The sequence below is a fragment of the Bacillus sp. HMF5848 genome (assembly GCF_003944835.1).
Classification (GTDB): domain Bacteria; phylum Bacillota; class Bacilli; order Bacillales; family HMF5848; genus HMF5848.
Window position 1 is genome coordinate 675,747 of the sequence record NZ_RWIV01000001.1, and the last position, 23,299, is coordinate 699,045.

A 23,299-nucleotide genomic window follows, 5' to 3' on the forward strand; every position below is an offset into this window, starting at 1 on the left:
TAGGGCTGATAACATCAAAGACGAAATTACATAACGAGAAAATGTAGGGGGACCGGTGTTGCCGGTTGAGATTGCATCCGTAAGATGCTGACTCTTAGAACCTGATCTGGTTGATACCAGCGTAGGGAACATATGCGAAACTATAATGGTATTAATAGTAGCTATGCGCCCAAGGTTTATTAACCTGGGCGCTTTTTGCGTATGCATGTCACCCTACTTTTCTGTTAAGAACGCGAAAGTGACCAGTTTTTTTGCAATAAGCAAACAAGACATTGTCTCATAAGCAAGACATAATGTGAGAGTAAGGAGGAGCACTATGTCGTCTTGTCACTAGTCACTAGAGCTGGACTGTAATCTCAACAAAAATTACACAAAATTAGGGGGAGAGATTTCACATGAAAAAATGGCTTTTTATTATGATAGTTGTATTGTTGGTGTTAACAGCATGTAACGCTGGAACATCAGACTCATCACAAGACAATGAGAAGATTACTGTTGTGTTAGATTGGACACCAAACACAAACCACACTGGTTTATATGTAGCGCAACAAAAAGGTTATTTTGCAAATCAAGGCTTAGATGTTGAAATTGTCATGCCAGGTGAAACAGGAGCTGACCAATTAGTGGCATCTGGTAAAGCTCAGTTTGGTGTAAGTTATCAAGAAAGTATTACACAAGCTAGAGTACAAGATGTACCGCTTGTGTCCATAGCGGCAGTTATTCAACATAATACGTCAGGATTTGCTTCACCAGTGGAAAAAAACATTACATCACCAAAGGATTTTGAAGGCAAAACTTACGGTGGTTGGGGATCACCTGTTGAAAAATCAGTAATTACATCAATGATGAATATTGAGAAGGCTGATGTGGAAAAGGTTAATTTCGTTAGTATGGGTGATACAGACTTTTTCACGGCCGTGAATCGTGATATAGATTTTGCTTGGATATATTATGGCTGGACTGGTGTAGAAGCAGAGCTACGTGGTGAAGAAATAAACATGGTGTACTTAACAGACTACACGGATAAGCTGGATTACTATACACCAGTTATCGCTACTAATGAAACGATGATCGCTGATAAACCTGATACTGTTCGTGCTTTCATGGCCGCAGTTGCCAAAGGGTATGAATATGCGATTGAAAATCCAGAAGACGCAGCCACTATTTTAACTGAAGCTGTACCTGATTTAGATGTAGACCTAGTAAAAGCAAGTCAGCAGTGGTTAGCAGATAAATACCAGGATGATGCACCTCGTTGGGGAGAGCAAAAGCTAGAAGTGTGGAACAACTATGCAGAGTGGATGTATGATAATGGGTTGCTTGAAAACACGTTAGAAGCAGAAAAAGCATTTACGAACGAATTTTTACCAAACTAGGGGGATCATAATGACAAACGCTTTAATGAGTGTGCAAATCATACCAAAGACAAAAAATGGCGAAGATGTTATCCCTTATGTCGATGAAGCCATTAAAGTTATTCATGATTCAGGCGTGAAGTATGAAGTCCATCCTCTAGAGACAACAATGGAGGGTGAGATGAATCAGTTACTTCAAATAGTAGCTGATATGAACGAACGGATGGTTGAGATGGGTAGTCCTAATGTGATTTCGCAAATTAAGCTGTTGTATCAGCCTTCAGAAATTTCGATGTCTGATTTAACAAAGAAATATCGCGATGAAGAAAAAAACTAATATTTGGGTAAAAAGCTGGCGGCCGCTTCTCATTCTTGTGTTTTTGTTTATGATTTGGGAAGTAGCCGTAAGGCTTTCACAGACGCCTGCTTGGTTACTACCTGCTCCATCCGTTATTTTTATAGAAGCATTTCGGGGGTTTCATAATATTGTACCGGATTTGCTGTCAACGACTAGCATTGCAGTTCTTGGTTTCACTTTAGGAGCCACTATTGGATTAGTTGTTGCTTTCTTCTTACATTTGATACCTTTCTTACGAGAAGTTACATATCCTTTACTAATTTTATCGCAAAATGTGCCTATCATTGTTCTTGCCCCTTTATTAGTAATCTGGTTTGGCTTTGGGCTATTACCAAAGATGATCGTCATAACATTAGTATGCTTTTTTCCTATAACGGTAGCCGCTCTAGATGGCCTACGGCAAACCCCAAAAGAGTTGTCGCATTACATGGCTATGGCTGGGGCGTCTAAGCTACAAATGTTTTGGAAACTCGAATTACCTCATTCTATTCCGTCTATTTTCTCAGGCCTAAAAATATCGGCAACGTATAGTGTTATGGGAGCTGTTATATCTGAGTGGCTCGGTGCCAAGCAAGGGATTGGCGTCTATATGACACTTGCTTCATCTTCCTTTCGTACGGATCGCGTATTTGTGGCAATCTTTATTATTATGCTATTAAGTTTGCTATTTTTTGCGATTATTGTAGTATTTGAAAAATGGCTAGTTCGCTGGCAGAAGCAAGGGGAACAAAACAATGGGTGAGCTTATTGTAAATGAAGTTAGTAAACAGTTAGGTAATATACAGGTTATAGATAATCTAAGCTTTTCAATTAAAAATGAGGAGTTTGTGAGTCTGCTAGGACCATCAGGCAGTGGAAAAAGTACTATTTTTCATATGATTGGTGGCATTATGGTACCGGATAAAGGGCGTATTGAAGTGGAAGGTTCGTCAAGTCTAGGGCGTAGAGGGGTTATTAGTTATATGCCACAAACACCATCGTTACTGCCGTGGCGTAATGTACTAGATAACGTTCTTCTAGGTCAAGAGCTGCATGGTGTTCAGGATATTGAAATGGCTCTTGATATGTTGAGAAAAGCTGGCTTAGAAGGCTATGAACACGTATATCCACACCAGCTTTCAGGGGGTATGAAACAACGTGTTGCTTTCATCCGAGCCTCACTTAGTCCACAATCAGTCATGTGTCTAGATGAACCTTTTTCGGCGCTTGATGAGTTAACAAGACAAGATATGCAAGCGTGGTTATTAACGATGTGGGAAAAGCACCGACGAACAGTTCTTTTTGTTACGCATAGCATTGAAGAGGCCATATTTTTATCAGACCGCATCTTAATATTATCGAATAAACCTACACATATAAAGGCTGACATTGAGATACCGTTCCCTCGCCCAAGATTAAAAAATCTTGTACTTACTGACGAATTTTTTGAGTGGAAGAGACGAATAGCTGCTTTACTTACAGACTAAATGAATATGAAGTGAAGTATTATAGATTTTCCGAGCGAGAGAGCCTGCGCAGGTTTTAGACCATCTTAGACTTGGGATGTGGAGTGAGGGGATAGTATGAAGATTATTGATGCACATGTTCATCTTGATAAATACGAGGAGCATGATGCTGTTAAATTTTTACAGTATTGTGACTTAGAAGCAGCCGTTTCCGTTTCGTTTGATTATGCTTCATGTTTAAAGACGGAGACTTTAGCTCATAGATTCTCGAAGGTAAAGCCGGTCTATGGTTTTCATCCAGAGCAGGAGCCACTAAAAGACAATGAGCTAGAAACAATGATGACATGGATACGCACTCGAAGTAAAAACATGGTTGCTGTTGGAGAGGTTGGGCTGCCATATTACTTAGCACAAATACAAACAATCGACCTTTCTCGATATGTAGAAATATTAGAGGCATTTATAAAGCTTGCAAAAGAGTTAGACAAGCCGATTGTTCTTCATGCTGTGTATGAGCATGCTCCGATTGTTTGTGATTTACTTGAAAAATACTCGTTACAGTCAGCACATTTTCATTGGTTTAAAGGTGACAGTAAAACTATTGAACGAATGAGTAAAAATGGCTACTACATATCTTTCACGCCGGATATTATATATGAGCCGGAAATTCAGCAGTTAGCTAAGGTGTATCCTTTAATGCAAGTCATGCTAGAAACGGATGGTCCGTGGGCGTTTGAAGGTCCATTTTCAGGGAAGACGACTCAACCATGGATGATTCATGAGTCCGTTAATATATTAGCAGAGATAAAACGTATAGAAGTAGAGGATGCTTACAACCAAATTGTAAATAATACAAAATATTTCTTTAATTTGTAAAAAATCTGTGTACCGGTATGGGAAGTCATGGTAAGATACAATAGGAAAATTTTCTCATCTTATAAGAGAAAAGGGAGGCATCGCCATGAACACGGTTGTGGAAGAAACAAAGCAGAGCTTTTCTACATTAAGAAATATAGCGTACATGTTTACTACCTTTTTTACAAGTTTATTTTATTTTGTGTTTTTGGTAACAGGTATAGCATTAGGAGTGGGCTTAAGTATTACGATTATCGGGTTGCCCATATTAGCAGGGGTCTTACGTGCATCTCGCTCGTTTATGGCAATTGAGAAAGCTCTTGTAGGGGAGACCTACATACATCCTGTTCGAAATGAGATAGAATCTTTCTTTGCAGCTATTAAGACAGAATTAACAAGCACGGAAAATTGGAAAAATGTTGCCTTTTTGCTGGCTAGTTTTCCACTTGGTGTAGTCTCGTTTGTGTTAGCTATAACCTTCACAACGGTACCACTTGCACTTATATGTGTTCCGCTTTTTTATAAATTGATTCCTGTCGGCGTCATGATTAATAGTGAATTTCGATATGAAGTAGACTCATTGCCAGAAGCACTTGTGATCACAGGAATTGGTTTATTGCTAGCCTATGTATTATGGAATGCTTTAAATTATGTCGCTACTGGCATGATGAAAATAGTAAAAGCAGTTTAATAAATACGAGCAGAGAATTTCTTAACGTGAATTCTCTGTTTTTTTATGCTTTAAAATTGTTTTAACACTGAGTATGTGTTAAATTATGGTTAAAAAGTGACTTAACGGTCAAAAAATGACTAAGTAGGACAGGTGGGAGGTGCACGTGCTGAATTCAAAAAAAGAACAAATAGTTCAAGCTGCCATGAAACTATTCGCTGAAAACGGCTATCATGCAACTTCAATGCAGGAGCTAGCTACGTACTTAGACATGGCAAAGGGAACGCTATATAATAAGTTTTCATCAAAGGAAGAGCTGCTTCTGCATATTTTAGATCATTATCAAACAGAGATGTTTGATAAAGTGAGGTTAATTGCCCAGGATCAATCTATAGCTCCTAAAGATCGTCTTGCGAAGCAAGTGGCCGTGCAATTTCATGAATTCAAACGCAACAAGAATTTTATAAAAATGCAGATGAAAGAGCAGCTAAATAAGAGCGAAGCGGTTCAAAAGCAAATGTTTACGATGCGGGCACGTGTCTTAAAGTGGCAAAAGGAGACGCTGCTAACCGTGTACGGCGATGCAATTCAGCCTTATATATGGGATGTTGTTACGTTATTTAACGGTATGATTAAGGAATATATGATGCTACTTGTCGTGGAGGAAAGGGAATTTTCCACTGAAAATGCTGCTCAATTTATTGTGAATCGTATAGATGGCATCATTTGTGACATTTTGGAAAATAAACCGGAAGCGGTCTTAAATCATTCTCTTATGTCTTATGTAGAACAGTTAGTTGTTGACCAAGAGGAAATTTGTCTAATTGAAAAAATTGCAATTGAGGTTAAAGAACTAGCAGCTGTGATCGATAAGCAGTCTGATGCAGGTCAACTGAAAGAAGCACTGGACGCTTTACAAGCTGAATTATTACATGAAGAGAAATCGAATAACTTTTTAGCCGATGCTTGTCTCGCTTTATTAGAAAAGAAATTAGGTAAAGACGCTATTGCAAAAATACAAATACTCAGCCAAATAAGACAATCTAAACAAATAAAGGGGAGTCTATAGATGGAGCATCTTGAGTCAAGACAAAAAGTCATGATTATGGTAGCAATCATGTCTGCGATGTTTTTTGCAGCCGTAAACATGACAATTGTCGGAACAGCTTTGCCAAAGATTATTGCTCAAATTGGTGGAATGGAATTTTTTGATTGGGTATTTACTGTTTATATGCTCACCTCGACTATAACTGCGATGTTAGTAGGAAAACTATCAGATATATATGGAAGAAAAATCTTCATATTAATTGGGATTGGCGTTTTCATGCTGGGGGCTTTTTTGTCCGGTACTTCTGATAGCATATATCAGCTAATTGCATTCCGTGGTCTACAAGGCTTAGGCGGCGGGTTAATTATGTCATCCGCGTTTACTACCATTGGTGATTTGTTTGCACCGAGAGAGCGTGGACGTTGGCAAGGATTGATGGGAGCGGTGTTTGGACTATCGAGTTTGTTCGGCCCAACACTGGGAGGTTATATTGTCGATAATCTTGACTGGCACTGGGTGTTTTGGGTGTTTTTACCGATAGGGTTTATTGCGTTTGCATTGATTGCTAAACTCTATCCTGCCCACAATAAGCAAGTGGTACAAGAGCCTATTGATTACCTAGGAAGTGCTTTATTATCTGGTTTCATTGTAACAATTTTGCTCGCGTTTACGTGGGCAGGTGGAACATACGCGTGGGCATCTCCACAAATAGTTGGACTATTTTCTGGAGCAGTGTTACTTTTAGCTACTTTCATACTAGTTGAATTAAAAGTAAAAAGCCCAGTATTGCCACTGTTTCTATTTAAAAACAGCGTATTCACCGTCTCCAACATAGCGGGAATGCTATTAGGGATGGGGATGTTCGGTGTTATCATGTTTGTACCATTTTATGTGCAAGGTGTATTAGGCTACTCAGCAACAACGTCCGGTTTAGTAGAGATGGTCATGACAATTGCTATGGTTATAGCGAGTGCCATTTCAGGACAATTGATTACGAAAACAGGAAAATACAAAGTAATTGGAATTCTTGGGCTCGCGGTAATGGGAAGTGGACTATTCTTAAACTCTTTACTACAAAGTGATTCCTCACTAACACGGGTCATCGCGCAATTAGTTGTTATCGGTATTGGATTAGGAATCGCTATGCCAGTATTTCAAGTAACTGTTCAAAATGCCGTTAAACATAAGTTTCTAGGGGTAGCAACTTCGGCTATGCAAGTGTTTAGGCAGTTAGGTGGTACCATTGGCGTGGCTGTAATGGGTACGATTATGGGGCGGCTAATGAGTACAAAAATGCAGGAACTAGCCGGAGAAAGTACTGGTGACATGCCAGCCTTTCCAGCAAACGGAGAGGTAAGTATAGAACAACTTCAGAATCCACAGATTTTAATGGATGCTCAGGCGCTAGATACAATTCGTGCTGGTATGCCTGAGGCTATGCAAGGAATTTTCGATGCATTTATTACGATGTTAAAAGAAGCGTTAACATTCTCTTTAACAGGCGTGTTTTTATTCAGTGCTGTTATTATAGCATTGGCATTAATTGCGACGTTATTTTTAAAAGAAATACCGCTTCGCACGACAAATGATGACGAACATATAGAAATAGACAAAGACAAAAGCGTTGTAGAACATGCGTGATAGAATGATAAAAAAACCTGCCCAGATGGTCGGGTTTTTTAGTGTAGTTTGTAAGTTTCGTAGCAACCAATGTAGTAGTATAATTGATGGTAATAATATACAGAAGAGTGAAAACTAACAACTAACAATGAAAAATAAGGAGTTTCAAAAATGAATAATATACAGAAATTATTTATAATATGTATTTTTACTATTATAGTAGTCGGGTGTTCGAACGATAAGAGTGATTTAGTTGAAGTGAAAGGTGACGGACTGACGTATAGCGAGTATTTTAAAAATGTCGATAATCTAGATGAAAGAGACAACATAACATATTTCAAGCCTGTATCCTTGAGTGTTTTGGATGGAATTTTACCGCCTTCCATGAAAAATCTCTTTCAAGCTCTTAATACGGAGCAAGTCCCATTTGAAGTTCATAAGGAAAGTGTTTTTCTTGTTAAATCTGGAACTGCAAATGAGACACAGCACCAATTACAAATATCCTATTTAGATGATAACTCTGATGAATTTTTGATTATTTCCGTAACAGAGTCTAGAGATAATCCACTTGATAAATATGACTTTTCTAATGAACATGTTGACACGGTAGGAAATGAGTTAAGAAAAGAATTACTTGTGGATAAAATGCCAATGTTTCACCAAGTACTCTCAACAAATAGTGCCTTACTATATCAGTATTATGGTTATGATGAGAGTAAGAATCGAATTATCACAATAGGGACAGCGGCTAATGAAATATATACGTATTATAATGGCTTTGTGTATCACGTTGGATATAGCTTTAAGGGAGATAACGATGAATTGCAGCGTGATATGATGATTACATTAACAAGAGATTTTATTTTAGGTGGTAGATCTAGCCAAGGGACTAGTTATAAATAGGCTGTTTTCATTTATATTTAATCATATAGAAGAAATGTTTATTAAAAAAAATGGTATTTTTTGTCGACAAATTTCATGCTGAAAGTGCATTGGAACAGGGTTGAATCGACATGTATCAACGTTATGTGACAAAAAATATCAATATTTGAATGGGGATTACTGTGATAAACGTCACACGGTGAGAAAAGGTGCCTTGCTTTATTTTCTAGTATCTGTTATTCTTTAGAAGAATTATTTTTGTTCGGTACAAGGTAAAAGAACACAATGCTTTTCGCCTGGATATCATGAGAGCAAGAATAGTAATACAATTGTGTGGTATACACACGAGGAGGAAACAAACGTGGAAAACGGTAAAGTAAAATGGTTTAATTCAGAAAAAGGTTTCGGATTCATTGAGCGCGAAGGTGGAGAAGATGTATTCGTACATTTCTCAGCTATCCAAGGCGAAGGCTTCAAAACATTAGAAGAAGGTCAAGCTGTATCATTTGACGTAGAGCAAGGTGCTCGCGGACCTCAAGCTGCTAACGTACGTAAATTCTAATTTAACGTTTAGCCAAATAAAAAGCCAGACTCTTAACAGAGTCTGGCTTTTGTATTTATAGAAAATAAATATTATAGCAAAACGTGCTCTTTTGTTCTTTATTAAGAAATGTTGTGGTATAATACTTCTTAATAAAGAACTTATGAGGTTATTATTATGAAAATAGCTATGTTTATCGTTTGTGTATTTAATGTAGTTGACGGTATTGTAACTTATATAGGATTGCAAAACGGACTCATTTCAGAGAGTAATCCCATGATGAGATCGTTATATACCTTTAATCCCAACTTATTTTTATTAAGCAAACTGTTGCTATCCTTTATGCTTTTATTAATCTTATTTGTACCGCTAAAAAAAACAATGCTACTAGAACGGATTACGTTTCTTGCTGTTATAATGTATGGCTTTGTTTTGTCATTACATACTATTTGGATTTTTTCTTGAAAGCTGGTTAGACTTTAGGGTCTAATCGGCTTTTTGTTTGTATGAGTTTTTTACTTCGCTGCTGTTTAGAGGTTATGGCACGCTCTCACTATAATTCATTACGGCAGGGTACTTAGCACGATGTCCCCGACATGCTAACGTCAACACGCTACACACATCTTCCATCTTAATGATATCCCAACTTAATTTGCCTTCTATCCTTATACTTCACGGGTTTACTCCTTCATACGCCCCAAGTCTTATATAAAAATATAACTCAGGCTCATTATTGAAAATCTGAATTCACGATAAGATTAACTCATAAACAGGAAGGAGGAAGCAAGGATGAAAAAATTTGGTTTACTTTTACTAGCTGTTATCGCTGGATTTGCATTATTAGCAAGTGTGGGACCATTAGTTGGGTTTATCATTTGCCTCGTCATTATGTATTACGCATTTAAGGGGTTTATGAAAACAGATTCAACTGTGAAGAAGGTTCTTTGGGCGATTGTAGGCTTGATTGCTTTATCAGCAGCAGCGTCAAACTTCCCAGCTATCGTAGCAATTGTAGCAGCTATCGTTCTTTACATGGTGTATAAAAACTGGAACAAGCAAAAAGAAGTTATGACTCCAACATCTACAGTATCTAAGCAAGAATCTGATCCATTCACAAACTTTGAAAAGCAATGGGCAGAACTTCATAAAAACTAAAAATAAACTAATTAAAAAGGGAGCGATTTATAATGGGTATTTTTTCAAGAGTTAGAAGTGCAATTGAGGCAGATTTAAACGAGGTATTAGACAAAAAGGAACGCGAAAATCCAATTGCTATGTTAAACCAATACTTACGTCAAAGTGAACAAGAAGTAGAAAAGGTTCGTAAATTGGTCGAACGTCAGCATACTTTAAAAGAGGAATTCTCTCGTGAGTTAAAGCAAGCGAAGGAAATGGCAGACAAGCGAGCATATCAGGCTGAGATTGCTTCTAAAGCAGGGGAAACAGAGCTATATGAATTTACTGTGTATGAACAAAAGCAGTATGAAGAACGCGCCAATCGTATTCAAGAAGCTTTAAATCAAGCGAGCCACCATTTGCTAGATTTAGAAAAGCGTCATGAAGATATGAAGCATAAACTTAAAGACATGTACATTAAGCGTATGGAGTTAATGGGCCGCGAGAATATTGCTAGAGCGAACCACAAAATGAATCAAGTAATGGATACTTCTTCAAATAACGCTACTAAGGCTCAAAATAATTTTGAAGAAATGGAAAGCTACTTAGATCGTTTAGAGCAGCAAGTAAACACTTCATATTACCGTAACACGATAGATGTAAAAATAGCACAGTTAGAAAAACAAATGAAAACTGAAGAATCTAATTAATTTTATTAGAAAAACATGGTATTCTAAAAGAGGCGTAGAGATTCTACGCCTTTTGCAAAAAAAATTACTGAATTAAAGGGGGGAGTCCCCATGTTCAACGAAAAAGGAAATACGGATTATATTAAATGGATTGTTCTTATTAGTATCCTATTATTAGCAATAGAAATAACCTTTTACAATAAGGGTGTATTATTTTCCAGTCTTGTTTCAATAGGGTGCATTTACTTTGGAAAAAAGAGAATGCGACGGTTGTTCGGAAAAATTTTGTTTTGGTTTGGGCTTATTAGTCTTATTATGACGATCTTTTCGATGATGACTTTTAAGTTTTTACTCATTGCAGGCTTATTTTATGTCATTGTAAGGTTTGCGCAGTCTAAGCAAAATCCGACTGTCATTAAACCGGAAGTGACTGAGCCATCACCACAAAGTCAAGACATGATTCGTAAACGTCCATTTTTTGAAAATATATTGTTTGGGCAACAAACCACACCAGAGCATGTGTATGAGTGGAATGATATTAACATTCAATCCGGTGTTGGGGATACGATAGTAGATTTAAGTTATACCGTTTTACCTAAAGGGGAAGCTGTTATCTCCATTCGGAATTTTGTTGGTAATGTACGTGTGCTCGTACCCTATGATACAGATGTGAGTGTAACGCACTCTGCCATTACTGGATCTACTAGTATCTTTGAGTATGATGAAGGTAGAATCTTTAATAAAACAATTCACTTTGAAACAATGAATTATGATCAGTCAGAGCAAAAGGTCAAAATTGTCACATCTATGTTAATGGGAGATTTAGAGGTGAGGCGAATATGAATATAGTGCAGCGTCAAATTATGTTTACTATGTTGTTGTCACTTTTCATATTCGCTCTTTTGTTAGTTGCGTTTGTCATGGCATATCCACTGTCCGACTGGCGTGACCTTTGGAACGGTCGTGTTATGGATTTACCGTTTATTGTATTTGCACCGGTAATAAGTGTCGCAATTGGTGGTCTATTTGGTACTCTTAATGGCGTATCCTGGGGTAGACAACTTCAAACGATTAGTGATGCGCTGCAACAGCTTGAGCAAGGAAAGAAGGTTGATGTAGGCACTCTTTTGCAACAGGCTGATTTACAGCAAATCTCGACTAGAGTAGAAAGACTTCAAAAACAGATTACTGAACAAACAAAACTCTCACAAAAGCTTGCTAATGAACGAGCTGAAAAGGTAGAAAAAAGAATACAAGAAATTGTTTCTGAGGAACGTAATCGACTTGCACGTGAACTTCATGACTCCGTTAGTCAGCAATTATTTGCGGCTTCGATGATGATGTCAGCTATTAATGAAACGATTGCAGGATCAGAGCGTGAAGCAAAGCAACTGAAAATGGTAGAAAATATGATTCATCAATCCCAGCTTGAAATGCGTGCATTGCTTCTTCATTTACGCCCTGCAGCATTAAAAGGAAAATCTCTTCAGGAAGGGATTAAGGAGCTGCTTACAGAATTAAAGCAAAAGGTGCCTCTTTCTATTAGTTGGAAGGTAGAAGATTTACAGCTTACAAAAGGGGTAGAAGATCACCTGTTTCGTATTTTACAAGAATCAGTAAGTAACACGTTGCGTCACTCGCGCGCACAAGCATTGGAAGTGCTACTTATTGAGCGTGATCATTTTATTATTTTACGAGTAGTTGATGATGGGGTCGGATTTGATGTTTCTACATCAAAAAGTGGGTCATACGGATTGCAGAATATGCATGAACGTGCAGTAGAAATTGGTGGCTTACTAAAGATTGTCAGTTTGAAAAATCAAGGAACACGGTTGGAGGTAAAAGTCCCAATTGTGACAAGTGAAGGTGATAATGATGATTAAAGTGTTGTTTGTTGATGATCATGAGATGGTGCGGATTGGTGTGTCAGCTTATCTATCTGCACAACCAGATATTGATGTAGTAGGGGAAGCAGAGAATGGTCAAAAAGGGGTAGAGCTTGCCCTACAGCTTAGACCAGATATTATTTTAATGGATTTAGTCATGGACGAGATGGATGGAATTGAGGCAACAAGGCGTATTATTGATGAGTGGCCTGATGCGAAAATTATCATTGTAACGAGTTTTCTTGATGATGAAAAGGTATACCCTGCCCTAGAAGCAGGAGCAACTAGCTACATGCTGAAGACATCAAAGGCTAGTGAGATTGCAGATGCTGTAAGAGCTACATACGACGGTCAGTCAGTGTTAGAACCAGAGGTAACGGGCAAAATGATGAAAAAGATGCGCCAGCGTGATAAAGTGTTACCTCATGAGGAGTTAACAAATAGGGAGTTAGAGATTTTGCTGTTAATGGCGCAGGGAAAAACGAATCAAGATATTGCAGATGAGTTATTCATCGCCTTAAAAACAGTAAAAGTACATGTAAGTAATATACTTGCAAAGCTAGATGTACAAGACCGCACTCAGGCGGTTATTTATGCTTTTAAGCATTCCCTCGTGGAATGAGTAATGAAAGCTCGGCGGTTAGGCCCCCGAGCTTTTTAACGTATACTCGCAAGTTCAGTATAAAGCCATAGCATTATTATGTATTATTCACAAAGTTACAAATGTGTGCGATGACTTGCTGCTCCCAAACGAAGGAATCAAAGGTGTGGTTAGCTCCATCGATGAAGTGGACCATCCCACGATCATTGTATGATAATCTATTATATTGATTTGATACATCATATGGAACAGATGTATCGTTAGTCCCATGTATGAGCATTACATTCCCTTTAAACTCTTTCGCCTTCTCAAACACAGGAATTGTTTGTAAATCATCTAGAAACTCTTTACTTACTAAATTCCCACCTAAATCATAGCCTTTTCCGTCTATATAAAGGTTAGTAGCTAAATTTTTTGCGTATTTTTCTGCCATCGTACCAGCAGCAGCTAATAATATTAACGAATGAATGTCTGCGTTGCGCTCACCAGCTACAACACTAGCAATCAATCCTCCCATACTAAATCCAAGTAGACTTACACGACTATTATCGATACGAGGATCACGAAGAACGCGGTCTAATAAAGCATGAGCTTGCTCCATTTCAGATGATACGGTCATATCAGTAAAGTCTCCATCGCTTTCACCACTGCCAATGAAGTCAAATCTAAAACTTGCGAAGCCTAACTGTTCAAGGGCACGAGAAATTTTAAGAAAGAAACGATGAGGCTCAAGTTTTGTTCCCGTGAACCCATGAAATAGAATAACAGCCGGAACAGGGGATTCATAGGCATTTGCAGGTATATGCTCCATTCCCCTTAATGTTTGTCCATTCCATATATGTTCTACAGCTTTTTGCATTACAATCACCTCCACCTCTTAGCCTACACTATTTATATACACGGTTGTTTGACTTTTTTATGAAAGTTACGTGATATAAAAGTAAGCTAATCGATTCAAAAGTCACGTAGAACGGTAAAGAGTATAAATGTTTATAGCCATTCTTAAAGTGATAAACACCCACCTCAATAGCAATATACTCCATGAGCATAGAAATACCAGCCCATACACCGATATATATTATAGTGGTGTATCCTTTAATTTTTAAAGATGTATATACATTAAGGTAAATATAGGTGCTAATAGCAAACATGAAATACGATACAAAATCCCACATGCCGTAGTTTGAAGTATCATTTACATCGTAAAAGTCAAAAGGTGGAATCCCGATTGTTTGATCTGCAAGATAACCTATATATAGACCGAATAATAAATAACAGAGTGATATAAGATTTGGGTAATGACGAGGAAGTTTAAAGGCTATTATAGCTCCCACAATTACAACAACAAGGATGAATATTTCATTGCTATTAAATCCAGCATCATACGTAGTCATAATTATGCTGCCTTTTTATGTGAACTAAAAGTTTATGCATCACCCATCCAAGCGATAAAACAACAGTAATTTCAAGTATCGTATACATATCATTCCACTTAATATAGTGATAAATCTGTAAGTACTTCCCCATTACTTCCAAAGAAAAGATATAAAGAAGTATAGTGAGTGCATACAAGTAATGCTTTGAAACAATTAAATTCAAAGAAAACAATATCGCTAATGGATATATAAAAGATCGAAATAATGTATAGGCAATGAAATATTCTGTGTCACTTTGTACTTTAATCCATTTAAGGTTATGTCCAAAAATCGTAAAAGAATTAATAATAATAATTGATATAAACATAAACAAAATAACATTCTGTAGCGGAGAAATGCTTTTTTTTGAAAAAATAAAAAGACAAGTAAGGAACCAAGCAAACAGTATATACAATACAGCAGACAAACTTTAATCACCCTTTGTTACATTGTTATGTTTATAGAGTGCGGTAAATTCGACAATTTATGCCAAAAAGCTGTCGGATAGTCCGACAGCTTTAAGAATGAAATATAGATTTACTGATTTAGCCCCATAGTCGGAGGTTGTCCGTTATAAGGAGCATAAGCTGATGTCATTGTTTGTATATCTTGTCTTTGTAACTGTGGTACTTGGTAATAATTGTTTTTGTTCTGGTATAAGAACAATTCATATGCCATTTCCATAAAGTTAGGCACACTATCTTGAATCACACGTCGTACAACAGGATTTGTAACCTCTAGCCCAGCTTGTGCCATAAACCCAGCATCTGACTTTATAGTACCAAGTAATTGACATGACACTTTTTGATCATTCATTTCATTTAAGGTTTGAATTGGCTGTTTAGGTTGCGCTGACTGTTGTAAACCATACACCACATTGTTGTTTTGTTTCATTTTGTATTGTTGTGTCGGGTGTGAAGGGTCTTGTCCAGTCTGGAAGCTTTGAACTGTAATATTATAGGTATCCTGAATGAACATATATTGTCTGTTCATGATGTCATACAGCTCTGGGTCTCGAACAAACTGTGAGAAAACAACATATTTGTCTAATGTATCGACCATACATGAAAGAATCTCATGCACATCAAACACCTCATGACCGCCATGATTTAAAGGAGCTTGATGACTTGGATGGATGTTTTGGTTCAATGTCAATCCCTCCTGGTACGTTTTGTGTGAGTGAGGTATCCCTCACGCCCTTTATAGTGTGCGAAACAAAAAGGCGTCATTCAAAAATTTAATGAACATTTTTAGGAATTTGAGTGCTAGCAAAATTGTTAGCAAGCTGTTCTAATCCCTCAGTTAGTTCACTTCCAGATATAGGTACACCGTGCCCTGTTATTGCATACGCAGGCTGTAATCTAGCGAGAGTCTTTACAGATTGCTCTGCCGCTGCCCAGTCAGCTGTAAAATATGCTGGGGGACCATTTATCTCTTTATCTTGTGAGATAACGCTATATAGCTCTTCTTGCTTTACTGTTGTAAATGCATCACCAGCAATTAATGTTCTGTCACTCTCTTTGTACAGGGAAATATGCCCTGGCGTATGTCCAGGCGTGTGTATCCATTTCCAATCAGGTAAATTAGGAACAGAGTGATCCTCTGGGAGTACCTGAACAAATTCTGCAATATTAATTGGCTCTCTAGGAAACATAGGTGAAAGCTTGGCAATTAACCCTTCATCAGCACCTGGATTAGCTGGAGGATATTGTTTTTCGCCTGTCACATATGGTCTTTCTAGACTGTGCACGTATACAGGAACAGGGTGTTTACTGAGTATGTCACCAATGGACCCGATATGATCAAAGTGCCCATGTGTAAGGATAATAGCAGTTAGTTTTGCATCGTTCCCAAACCTATCTTTTGCTGCCTTTTCAATCATTGTGGCACAATGCGGCATGCCAGTATCAACTAGAATATATGAATTACTGGCTGTGGGATCGCCAATAAAACAAACATTAACAATTTTAGTCGGTAAGCTGAATACGTCTTGTGTAACAGGTATACCTATGCCGCTAGTAACAGAAGTTAGCGGAGGAATCATTGCTTGATCTATAGAATGTGTATCCATTTTTAACACCTCCAACTATATTGTGACTTTAAATAGCAGGATGTTGCATGCAAAATTTTAGGTGATACATGTTCAAAATTAATTTTTAAATAAATAAAACTAAGTTCTTATTTGGAATATTATGTGACTATGATGATTAGCTGTGTTATCATAACTTACTGATGAATTGATAAAATAACTAATACATATAAAAACATGTTTAGAAAAGAGGATGACAATGATTGACACGATGAAGCCTTTCATTCAAGAGGCTTGGGATAAAGCTGGCTTTAATGAACTAACACCAATTCAACAACAAGCTCTCCCTTTATTAATAGAGGGAAAGGATGTTTTAGCACAATCCCCAACAGGTACTGGAAAAACATTAGCCTATTTACTACCATTGCTTCAAAACGTGCAGCATGACGCTACACATGTACAAGCTATTATTTTGGCTACATCTCATGAGCTAGTGATGCAAATATATGCGGAGCTACAAGTATGGGCTGCTGGAAGTGGAATTACGCTTGCTTCTTTTATTGGAGGCGTCAATATGAAAAGACAGCTTGAGAAATTAAAGAAGAGGCCACAGATCGTTGTAGGAACACCGGGGCGAATTCATGAATTAATAAAACTGAAAAAATTAAAAGTCCATGAAGTAAAAACCATCGTATTAGATGAGGGAGATCAACTACTTTTATCTGAGCAGAATAATACAGTACAAGACATAGTGAAATCAACATTAGCGGAACGTCAAGTAGCGCTTTTTTCTGCTACGATGTCTCCACAAATAATCGATGCAGCTATGCAGCTCATGAATGATCCGGAAATTATTCGTGTGAAGGATATTCCAGCAAGTTTTCAAGTAACGCATGGTTACATCATATGTGATGACCCAAGAGATAAACTAGATGTGCTGCGGAGAATAGCGAATATACCAGGAGCAAAAGTATTAGCCTTCGGAACTAACATCGGTCAATTGAATATGCAGGTTGAAAAGTTAAAGTATCGTGATATGCATGTTGGGATATTACACAGTGAAACAAAAAAAGAAGATCGTGCTCAATCGATTAGAGATTTTAAAACAGGAAAAATTAATCTTCTAGTAGCTTCTGATGTAGCGGCACGCGGTCTAGATATTAAAGGTATTACTCACGTTGTGAATTATGATTTACCTAAGGATGTCACACAATATGCTCATCGTTCTGGACGAACGGGGCGTCTCGGCTCAGAAGAGGGGACTGTTATATCCATTATCACTGAGAGAGATGAGCGGTTGTTAAAAAGGATTGTAAATGAAAGAAATATTCCTTTGCAACATATGATGATTAAACACAGTAAACTGATGAATGTATAGAAATGAAAACATATCAGCTCTTTTTGCGTATATATAAGTAAACATAAAAGGAGCTGTTTTACAGTGTCATATATTCTCATATTGGCGTTAGTGTTCCTAATCGTTCCATTAATCTTTGGTTTGATTTTTCTTAAGTTAATTTTTAAAGCTTTTAAGTTTGGGTCACGTTCTTTACATGGGGGACATCGGAGATACGGATATCACGCGTATAAAAGACGATATCGCAATTCAAACTTTTCATTTTTTTCGTCTTGAGTTAAGGAGAGTAATATATGGATGGATGTAGGCATTGTTTAACATATAAACAAAAAGTGATTGCGTTGTTTTTGGGGCAGTGGTCGTATACGTGTCGACAATGTCAAACAACATATGAAATATCAGTAAAAAGTCGCTTTTACATTATTATCATTGCAGCAGTTATACCGCTAATCCTCTTTAGTTGGCTCATAGAGCCTATTACTGAGATCGTTATATATGCAAGGTTGGCAATTTTATTTATCTTCATGTGTGTAGGCGTTTTAATTAGCCCAATGTTTATTAAATTTCATAAAAAAAAACAAATTGAGTAAAAGTACATCACGCTGTCGTGGTGTATTTTTTTAGTTATGTAAAGTTGTTTGTAACTTCTGATAAATTAAGAAGCCTAATGGCCGCTAGCTCAGAGCGCTAACGGCTCAAGGTCATGAGCCAATTACTTCTGGAAGGCACGCCTTCCGACAGCGCTCGCCTTATACTTGTCCCCCTGAGCAATTGCTCTACACCTTTGTTTGTTTTTATTAAACGTAAAAGCGTTGCCGACTAAAAAGTTGGCAACGCTTTTAAAAGAAACCTTGGAACATAAGAAACTCGACTAAAACGACTAAGCCACAAGCTAATCCAAATAGACTCAAACGAAATTCCCCATGCCAATCCTTAAGTAACCGTCCTTTAAATAAAGAATATATATCAGGAGTCAAATCGTGTTTGACGCAATCCCAAAAATCATCCATATCCTCAAACATCATCTTTCCAATTTTAATAAATATGAAAATGTTAACTGGTATTAAAGCAAGAATAACAAGCATTTGTATCATTTAAGAATCCTCCCTCGTTTAATATGCTTACGATTGAATACATATAGAGGTTTCAAGAAAAAACCTTATTAAAAACTGTTTTTTTGAGAAAGCTAACGTAAAAGTATGCGAAACAAAGGAGCGAGTATGATTTGACGAATATCTTCGAGTCAGTGTCAAATGCATTGAAAACTGTTACAGATGATGAAGAAAAAGGGCCCTTACATGTCGGGGAAGTCATGAATTTATGGACATATTTAACGATGCTTGAAGAAGCCAATCGTTTCGCCGAAGTCGGTTTAAATACTACAACAGATGATGATTTAATTGAAGCACTGAAGCACAGTTGGGACGATTGTCATAAGCAGGTTGTTGAAATCCAGAAGGTATTACGAGAAGAGGGAGTGAGCCTCCCGCCAACAGCTGAACCAAAGCCAAAAACAAGTTCAGAAGCTATTCCTTCGGGAGTGAAGTTAACAGATGATGAAATCGCGAATGGAGTTGTCATTAAATTAGTATCCGCCATTTCGTTTTGTGGCGTAGGGCTAAGTCAAGCAATACGAGCTGATATTGGTAGCATGTGGTACAACTTTTTAAATGTACGTGTAAAGTTCAGTGCTTATTATATGCCAATTATGAGGAAAAGAGGCTGGATTAAGGTACCGCCGTATTATGTCCCTAATGGGTTAATGAAGTAGAGGGAGACTCTGGTCCCTCTACTTAAGTATGTTATAGAAACTTTATTTCAACAGTATAATCTAGAGCTGAAAAAAACTCACGAAGCACCTGTGATGCGTTCTCTTCAGCTGTCTCAAGAATTCCAAGCTCCAATGCCTCTTGTTGTAATAGTTTTGTAGCTTCAGCGGCTAAATCATAGCCTTCTTCCCAGTTTACATCTCCACGAAACAAACCTTCGCTTGAGAATGCTTGGATCTTTTCCATATCTAATGCGGGATCAGATATAAAAGTTGCTTTTGGTAGTGTTATCTCAAGAGATTTGTTTACTTCATCAATGACAATATCATCCACATCAATATTTTCAAGATTTACACCAGCTAACACTTTTGCTGGAACAATTAACAACAGTTTTCTTTTCGTACCAGGAAAGTTAACCCCAATTTCTTTGCCGAATAATTTATTATCCTCTTTTTCTATTACGGTTTTTACATATGCCTCAGCAGTAGCCAGTGTAGCAAGGTCATGTATTCTTTCTGTAAACGCAGCTTCATCAATTTGAGGAGTGGGTTTAAAATAATTAAATGTTACAAGAGCAAGTATCGTAACGAGAACAATTGTGGATATAGTTACGAGTAGCTTTGAGCTTCGTACAAACGAAGTAGGTTTTTGTAGTGCTACTGTTGCTGCAGCTTGCTGTTTTGCTTCAAGCAATTCTTTTAAAAGTGCCTCTTGCTGTTCATCACCTTGTTTAATATTCTCTATTAATGTTTCAATATGATTTTTTTTCATTATGATACCCCCTTAGCCATGCTACTTAAGTACGTATTTATTCTATTATTCTAGCATGTTCTACAAAAAACACCTAATATCGGCATTTTGAGGTTTGAGGTTATCAATAGTAGAGTTGATAGTTTGATGTTAAATTAAATGTGTCAGATTTGTTACTGGTTTTTGTCGCGCAACCAGTAGTGATAGGAATGTAAAAGATGGTGCAGAACGAGATAAACCCTTGCGGCATATAGGGATAAATGAGGTTAAAGTGAGTCGGGCTATCAAAATCATGATGTGTTGATTATGACAATATTGTGAAGTTATTCACGAAAAGCGCTTACGTGTGAAGTTCGTCACAATCAAATCCACAAAAGTTAATTACAATAATGCTATAGAAACCGTACAAAAGTGAAAAAGCAAAATTCACTTTAAATATGCTCAACAATTCACAAGTAGGTAATGGAGGGTTTACCATGAATAAACAAAAGTTAGTTATGATAGGGAACGGAATGGCTGGTATTCGCACAATTGAAGAGATCCTAAAAACCAATGCAGAAGCTTACGAGATTACTGTGTTTGGGAACGAGCCACATCCGAATTACAATAGAATTCAGCTTTCAACAGTTCTTCAAGGTGACACAACTATTGAAGACATTATTATGAATGACTGGAACTGGTATAAAGAAAACAATATTAACTTACACGTAAACGAAGAGATTGTGGAGATTAATACAGCCGCAAAACTAGTTGTATCAGATAATGGTACAAAAACTCCTTATGATGAATTAATTATTGCTACCGGGTCATCGTCATTTATTTTACCTGTACCAGGATCAGACAAAATAGGTGTAACAGGCTTTCGTGATATAAAAGATTGTGAAATGATGATCAATACAGCTGAAAAATATAAAAAAGCAGTTGTTATAGGTGGAGGATTACTCGGCTTAGAAGCAGCTCGCGGTCTTCTTAATTTAGGAATGGAAGTAAAGGTTGTTCATTTAATGAGCCACTTAATGGAGCGTCAGTTAGATGCGACTGCTGCAAAGATGCTTCGTCAAGAGTTAGAAGCACAAGGCATGGAATTTTTAATGGAAAAGCAAACAGCTGAAATTCTTGGTGACGATCGCGTAACAGGCTTACGTTTTACGGACGGCACAGAAGTAGATACAGACTTAGTTGTTATGGCTGTTGGTATTAAACCAAACATCGAACTTGCAAAACAAGCAGGTATAGCGACAAACCGTGGTATTGTTGTGGATGATTTCATGGCAACAAGTGTAGCGGATGTATATGCTGTGGGAGAGTGTGCCGAGCACAGAGAAGTAACGTATGGTTTAGTTGCCCCGTTATACGAGCAAGGGAAGGTGTTAGCAGATGCTCTTGCCAAACAGCAAACAGAAGGATACAAAGGCTCTATTGTTGGGACACAATTAAAGGTATCAGGCGTAGATTTATTCTCAGCAGGAGAGATTAGCGAAGATGAAAACACAAAATCTATCGTTGTTCACAACGAATTTGAAGGTATTTATAAGAGAGTACTAGTTCGTGATAACCGAATTGTAGGTATCTGTTTATATGGTGATACAGCGGATGGTCAAAAGCTATTCCGTATGCTAACTAAAAATGAAGATGTAAGTGGCTTAACAAGTACAGCTATTCTACAAGCGCAAGGCTGCTGTGGAGGTGGAGGAGCAAGTGATGTTGCTTCTATGCCAGATGATGAACTAGTTTGTGGCTGTAACGGTGTTACAAAAGCAACAATTGTAGAAGCAATCCGTGAGAAGGACTGTAAAACAGTTGATGAAGTTGGTGGCTGTACGAATGCAGGTCGTTCATGTGGGCGTTGTAAAGGGTTAGTCGGTGATATCTTGGCTTACACTCTTGGTGATGAGTTTGATGCTGCAGCTTCATCTAAAAAGACGGTTTGTGGTTGTACAACATTTAGCCGTGATGAAGTAGTAGAGAAAATTAAAGAACTTGGCTTATCAACAGTGAAAGAAGTTATGAATGTACTAGAGTGGAAGAACGAAGAGGGTTGTACAAAATGTCGTCCAGCCTTGAACTACTACCTAGGTATGATCCATCAGGACCTATACCGGGATGAACGTAATTCACGATTGGTGAATGAAAAAATGCATGCGAACATTCAAAAGGATGGGACATACTCTGTTGTTCCACGTATGTACGGTGGTGTGACAACTGCTCAAGATTTGAAGAAAATCGCTGAGGTTGCTGAAAAATACAATGTACCTCTTGTGAAGCTTACAGGTGGGCAACGTATCGGATTATTCGGTGTGAAGAAAGAAGATTTAGTTGCTATTTGGGAAGAGTTAGATATGCCATCAGGTTACGCATACGGTAAAACATTACGTACAGTTAAAACATGTGTGGGCGCACAGTTCTGTCGCTATGGAACACAAGACTCTATGAAACTAGGTATTGAGCTTGAAAAGAAATTCGAACGTCTTGATACACCACATAAAGTAAAAATGGGAGTTTCAGCTTGTCCACGTAACTGTGCAGAGGCTGGTATCAAAGATATTGGCTATGTTGGTGTTGACGGTGGTTGGGAGCTTTACGTAGCAGGAAATGGTGGTACGGACTTACGAGCAGGCGATCTTCTATGCACGGTGAAAACGGAAGAGGAAGTCATGGAAATGACAAGTGCTTACCTACAATACTATCGTGAAACAGCAACGTATTTAGAACGCACGTCTGTGTGGTTAGAGCGTGTTGGTTTAGAGCATGTTCAAGCGGTACTAGCAGATGAACAAACGCGTAAAGAGCTTAATGCTCGCTTAGATAAAACAGTAGAACGTTATAACGAGCCTTGGAGAGAGGCTATTGATAATAAAGACATTCAAGAAAAATATTATGCAGTTCGTAACATTCCAGTGGAGGTTAAATAAT

27 protein-coding genes and 1 riboswitch are annotated in these 23,299 nt (G+C 37.7%); of the genes, 20 read left to right on the forward strand and 7 right to left on the reverse strand.

Features of this window, described 5'->3' with window-relative positions:
- The first annotated feature begins 35 nt into the window (after positions 1–35).
- A riboswitch (TPP riboswitch) is annotated at positions 36–145 on the forward strand.
- A gap of 250 nt (positions 146–395) precedes the next feature.
- The 16 genes from EJF36_RS03245 (at position 396) to EJF36_RS03320 (ending at position 13,087) form a co-directional block, all read left to right on the forward strand.
- Complete coding sequence (locus EJF36_RS03245) at positions 396–1,376, forward strand: ABC transporter substrate-binding protein (protein WP_125904991.1); 981 nt, start codon at positions 396–398, stop codon at positions 1,374–1,376.
- Between the two features lie 10 nt (positions 1,377–1,386).
- A complete protein-coding gene (locus tag EJF36_RS03250; protein WP_125904992.1) occupies positions 1,387–1,692 on the forward strand; it encodes a thiamine-binding protein in 306 nt (101 codons plus the stop codon).
- Complete coding sequence (locus EJF36_RS03255) at positions 1,676–2,455, forward strand: ABC transporter permease (protein WP_125904993.1); 780 nt, start codon at positions 1,676–1,678, stop codon at positions 2,453–2,455. The genes EJF36_RS03250 and EJF36_RS03255 overlap by 17 nt, the downstream gene beginning before the upstream one ends.
- Positions 2,448–3,179 (forward strand): ABC transporter ATP-binding protein, encoded by a 732-nt coding sequence (locus tag EJF36_RS03260; protein ID WP_125904994.1) that lies wholly within the window; start codon positions 2,448–2,450, stop codon positions 3,177–3,179. Before EJF36_RS03255 ends, EJF36_RS03260 begins: the two co-directional genes overlap by 8 nt.
- Before the next feature lie 96 nt (positions 3,180–3,275).
- Positions 3,276–4,034 carry a TatD family hydrolase gene (locus tag EJF36_RS03265; protein ID WP_125904995.1) on the forward strand — a complete coding sequence of 253 codons (759 nt, stop codon included), beginning with the start codon at positions 3,276–3,278 and terminating at the stop codon, positions 4,032–4,034.
- A gap of 85 nt (positions 4,035–4,119) precedes the next feature.
- Positions 4,120–4,704 carry a sensor domain-containing protein gene (locus EJF36_RS03270; protein ID WP_125904996.1) on the forward strand — a complete coding sequence of 195 codons (585 nt, stop codon included), beginning with the start codon at positions 4,120–4,122 and terminating at the stop codon, positions 4,702–4,704.
- Positions 4,705–4,849: 145 nt separating this feature from the next.
- The gene (locus EJF36_RS03275) at positions 4,850–5,752 is read left to right on the forward strand and encodes a TetR/AcrR family transcriptional regulator (RefSeq protein WP_125904997.1); all 903 of its coding nucleotides are present in this window, start codon (positions 4,850–4,852) and stop codon (positions 5,750–5,752) included.
- On the forward strand, positions 5,753–7,372 hold the full coding sequence (locus EJF36_RS03280) for an MDR family MFS transporter (protein WP_125904998.1): 1,620 nt from the start codon (positions 5,753–5,755) through the stop codon (positions 7,370–7,372).
- A gap of 150 nt (positions 7,373–7,522) precedes the next feature.
- The gene (locus tag EJF36_RS03285; protein ID WP_125904999.1) at positions 7,523–8,254 is read left to right on the forward strand and encodes a hypothetical protein; all 732 of its coding nucleotides are present in this window, start codon (positions 7,523–7,525) and stop codon (positions 8,252–8,254) included.
- A 340-nt stretch (positions 8,255–8,594) separates the two neighbouring features.
- Positions 8,595–8,795, forward strand: coding sequence for a cold-shock protein (locus EJF36_RS03290; RefSeq protein WP_125905000.1), 201 nt, complete (start codon positions 8,595–8,597; stop codon positions 8,793–8,795).
- 156 nt (positions 8,796–8,951) lie between these two features.
- On the forward strand, positions 8,952–9,239 hold the full coding sequence (locus EJF36_RS03295; RefSeq protein WP_125905001.1) for a DUF5658 family protein: 288 nt from the start codon (positions 8,952–8,954) through the stop codon (positions 9,237–9,239).
- Positions 9,240–9,563: 324 nt separating this feature from the next.
- On the forward strand, positions 9,564–9,929 hold the full coding sequence (locus EJF36_RS03300; protein WP_125905002.1) for a lmo0954 family membrane protein: 366 nt from the start codon (positions 9,564–9,566) through the stop codon (positions 9,927–9,929).
- 29 nt (positions 9,930–9,958) lie between these two features.
- Positions 9,959–10,600 (forward strand): PspA/IM30 family protein, encoded by a 642-nt coding sequence (locus EJF36_RS03305; RefSeq protein ID WP_125905003.1) that lies wholly within the window; start codon positions 9,959–9,961, stop codon positions 10,598–10,600.
- Between the two features lie 90 nt (positions 10,601–10,690).
- A complete protein-coding gene (gene liaF, locus EJF36_RS03310; RefSeq protein WP_125905004.1) occupies positions 10,691–11,422 on the forward strand; it encodes a cell wall-active antibiotics response protein LiaF in 732 nt (243 codons plus the stop codon).
- Positions 11,419–12,462 (forward strand): sensor histidine kinase, encoded by a 1,044-nt coding sequence (locus EJF36_RS03315; protein ID WP_125905005.1) that lies wholly within the window; start codon positions 11,419–11,421, stop codon positions 12,460–12,462. Before liaF ends, EJF36_RS03315 begins: the two co-directional genes overlap by 4 nt.
- Positions 12,455–13,087, forward strand: a complete 633-nt coding sequence (locus tag EJF36_RS03320; RefSeq protein ID WP_125908246.1) for a response regulator — start codon at positions 12,455–12,457, stop codon at positions 13,085–13,087. The genes EJF36_RS03315 and EJF36_RS03320 overlap by 8 nt, the downstream gene beginning before the upstream one ends.
- 76 nt (positions 13,088–13,163) lie before the next feature.
- Here the strand turns inward: EJF36_RS03320 and EJF36_RS03325 are convergent, their stop codons facing one another.
- The 5 genes from EJF36_RS03325 to EJF36_RS03345 form a co-directional block, all read right to left on the reverse strand.
- Positions 13,164–13,925, reverse strand: coding sequence for an alpha/beta hydrolase (locus tag EJF36_RS03325; protein ID WP_125905006.1), 762 nt, complete (start codon positions 13,923–13,925; stop codon positions 13,164–13,166).
- Between the two features lie 28 nt (positions 13,926–13,953).
- Complete coding sequence (locus EJF36_RS03330; protein WP_125905007.1) at positions 13,954–14,460, reverse strand: hypothetical protein; 507 nt, start codon at positions 14,458–14,460, stop codon at positions 13,954–13,956.
- The gene (locus tag EJF36_RS03335; protein WP_125905008.1) at positions 14,447–14,908 is read right to left on the reverse strand and encodes a hypothetical protein; all 462 of its coding nucleotides are present in this window, start codon (positions 14,906–14,908) and stop codon (positions 14,447–14,449) included. Before EJF36_RS03335 ends, EJF36_RS03330 begins: the two co-directional genes overlap by 14 nt.
- Before the next feature lie 110 nt (positions 14,909–15,018).
- Positions 15,019–15,630, reverse strand: a complete 612-nt coding sequence (locus tag EJF36_RS03340; RefSeq protein WP_260471816.1) for a spore coat protein — start codon at positions 15,628–15,630, stop codon at positions 15,019–15,021.
- Between the two features lie 88 nt (positions 15,631–15,718).
- The gene (locus EJF36_RS03345) at positions 15,719–16,552 is read right to left on the reverse strand and encodes an MBL fold metallo-hydrolase (protein ID WP_125905009.1); all 834 of its coding nucleotides are present in this window, start codon (positions 16,550–16,552) and stop codon (positions 15,719–15,721) included.
- Positions 16,553–16,769: 217 nt separating this feature from the next.
- Between EJF36_RS03345 and EJF36_RS03350 the strand changes: the two genes are divergently transcribed.
- Together EJF36_RS03350 and EJF36_RS03355 are read left to right on the forward strand one after the other, a co-directional pair.
- On the forward strand, positions 16,770–17,888 hold the full coding sequence (locus EJF36_RS03350; RefSeq protein WP_260471817.1) for a DEAD/DEAH box helicase: 1,119 nt from the start codon (positions 16,770–16,772) through the stop codon (positions 17,886–17,888).
- Between the two features lie 272 nt (positions 17,889–18,160).
- Positions 18,161–18,457 (forward strand): TIGR04104 family putative zinc finger protein, encoded by a 297-nt coding sequence (locus EJF36_RS03355; RefSeq protein ID WP_125905011.1) that lies wholly within the window; start codon positions 18,161–18,163, stop codon positions 18,455–18,457.
- Between the two features lie 249 nt (positions 18,458–18,706).
- Here EJF36_RS03355 and EJF36_RS03360 read toward each other — a convergent pair whose 3' ends face one another.
- Positions 18,707–18,961 carry a hypothetical protein gene (locus EJF36_RS03360; RefSeq protein WP_125905012.1) on the reverse strand — a complete coding sequence of 85 codons (255 nt, stop codon included), beginning with the start codon at positions 18,959–18,961 and terminating at the stop codon, positions 18,707–18,709.
- A gap of 131 nt (positions 18,962–19,092) precedes the next feature.
- Between EJF36_RS03360 and EJF36_RS03365 the strand changes: the two genes are divergently transcribed.
- Positions 19,093–19,638: a DUF3231 family protein gene (locus EJF36_RS03365; protein WP_125905013.1), complete on the forward strand. Its 546-nt coding sequence runs from the start codon at positions 19,093–19,095 to the stop codon at positions 19,636–19,638.
- Positions 19,639–19,669: 31 nt separating this feature from the next.
- On the opposite strand, the gene EJF36_RS03370 is transcribed toward EJF36_RS03365, so the two are convergent.
- Positions 19,670–20,407: a DUF4230 domain-containing protein gene (locus EJF36_RS03370; protein WP_125905014.1), complete on the reverse strand. Its 738-nt coding sequence runs from the start codon at positions 20,405–20,407 to the stop codon at positions 19,670–19,672.
- A 455-nt stretch (positions 20,408–20,862) separates the two neighbouring features.
- On the opposite strand from EJF36_RS03370, the gene nirB reads away from it, so the two are divergent.
- On the forward strand, positions 20,863–23,298 hold the full coding sequence (gene nirB, locus EJF36_RS03375) for a nitrite reductase large subunit NirB (protein ID WP_125905015.1): 2,436 nt from the start codon (positions 20,863–20,865) through the stop codon (positions 23,296–23,298).
- The last annotated feature ends 1 nt before the right edge of the window (position 23,299 follow it).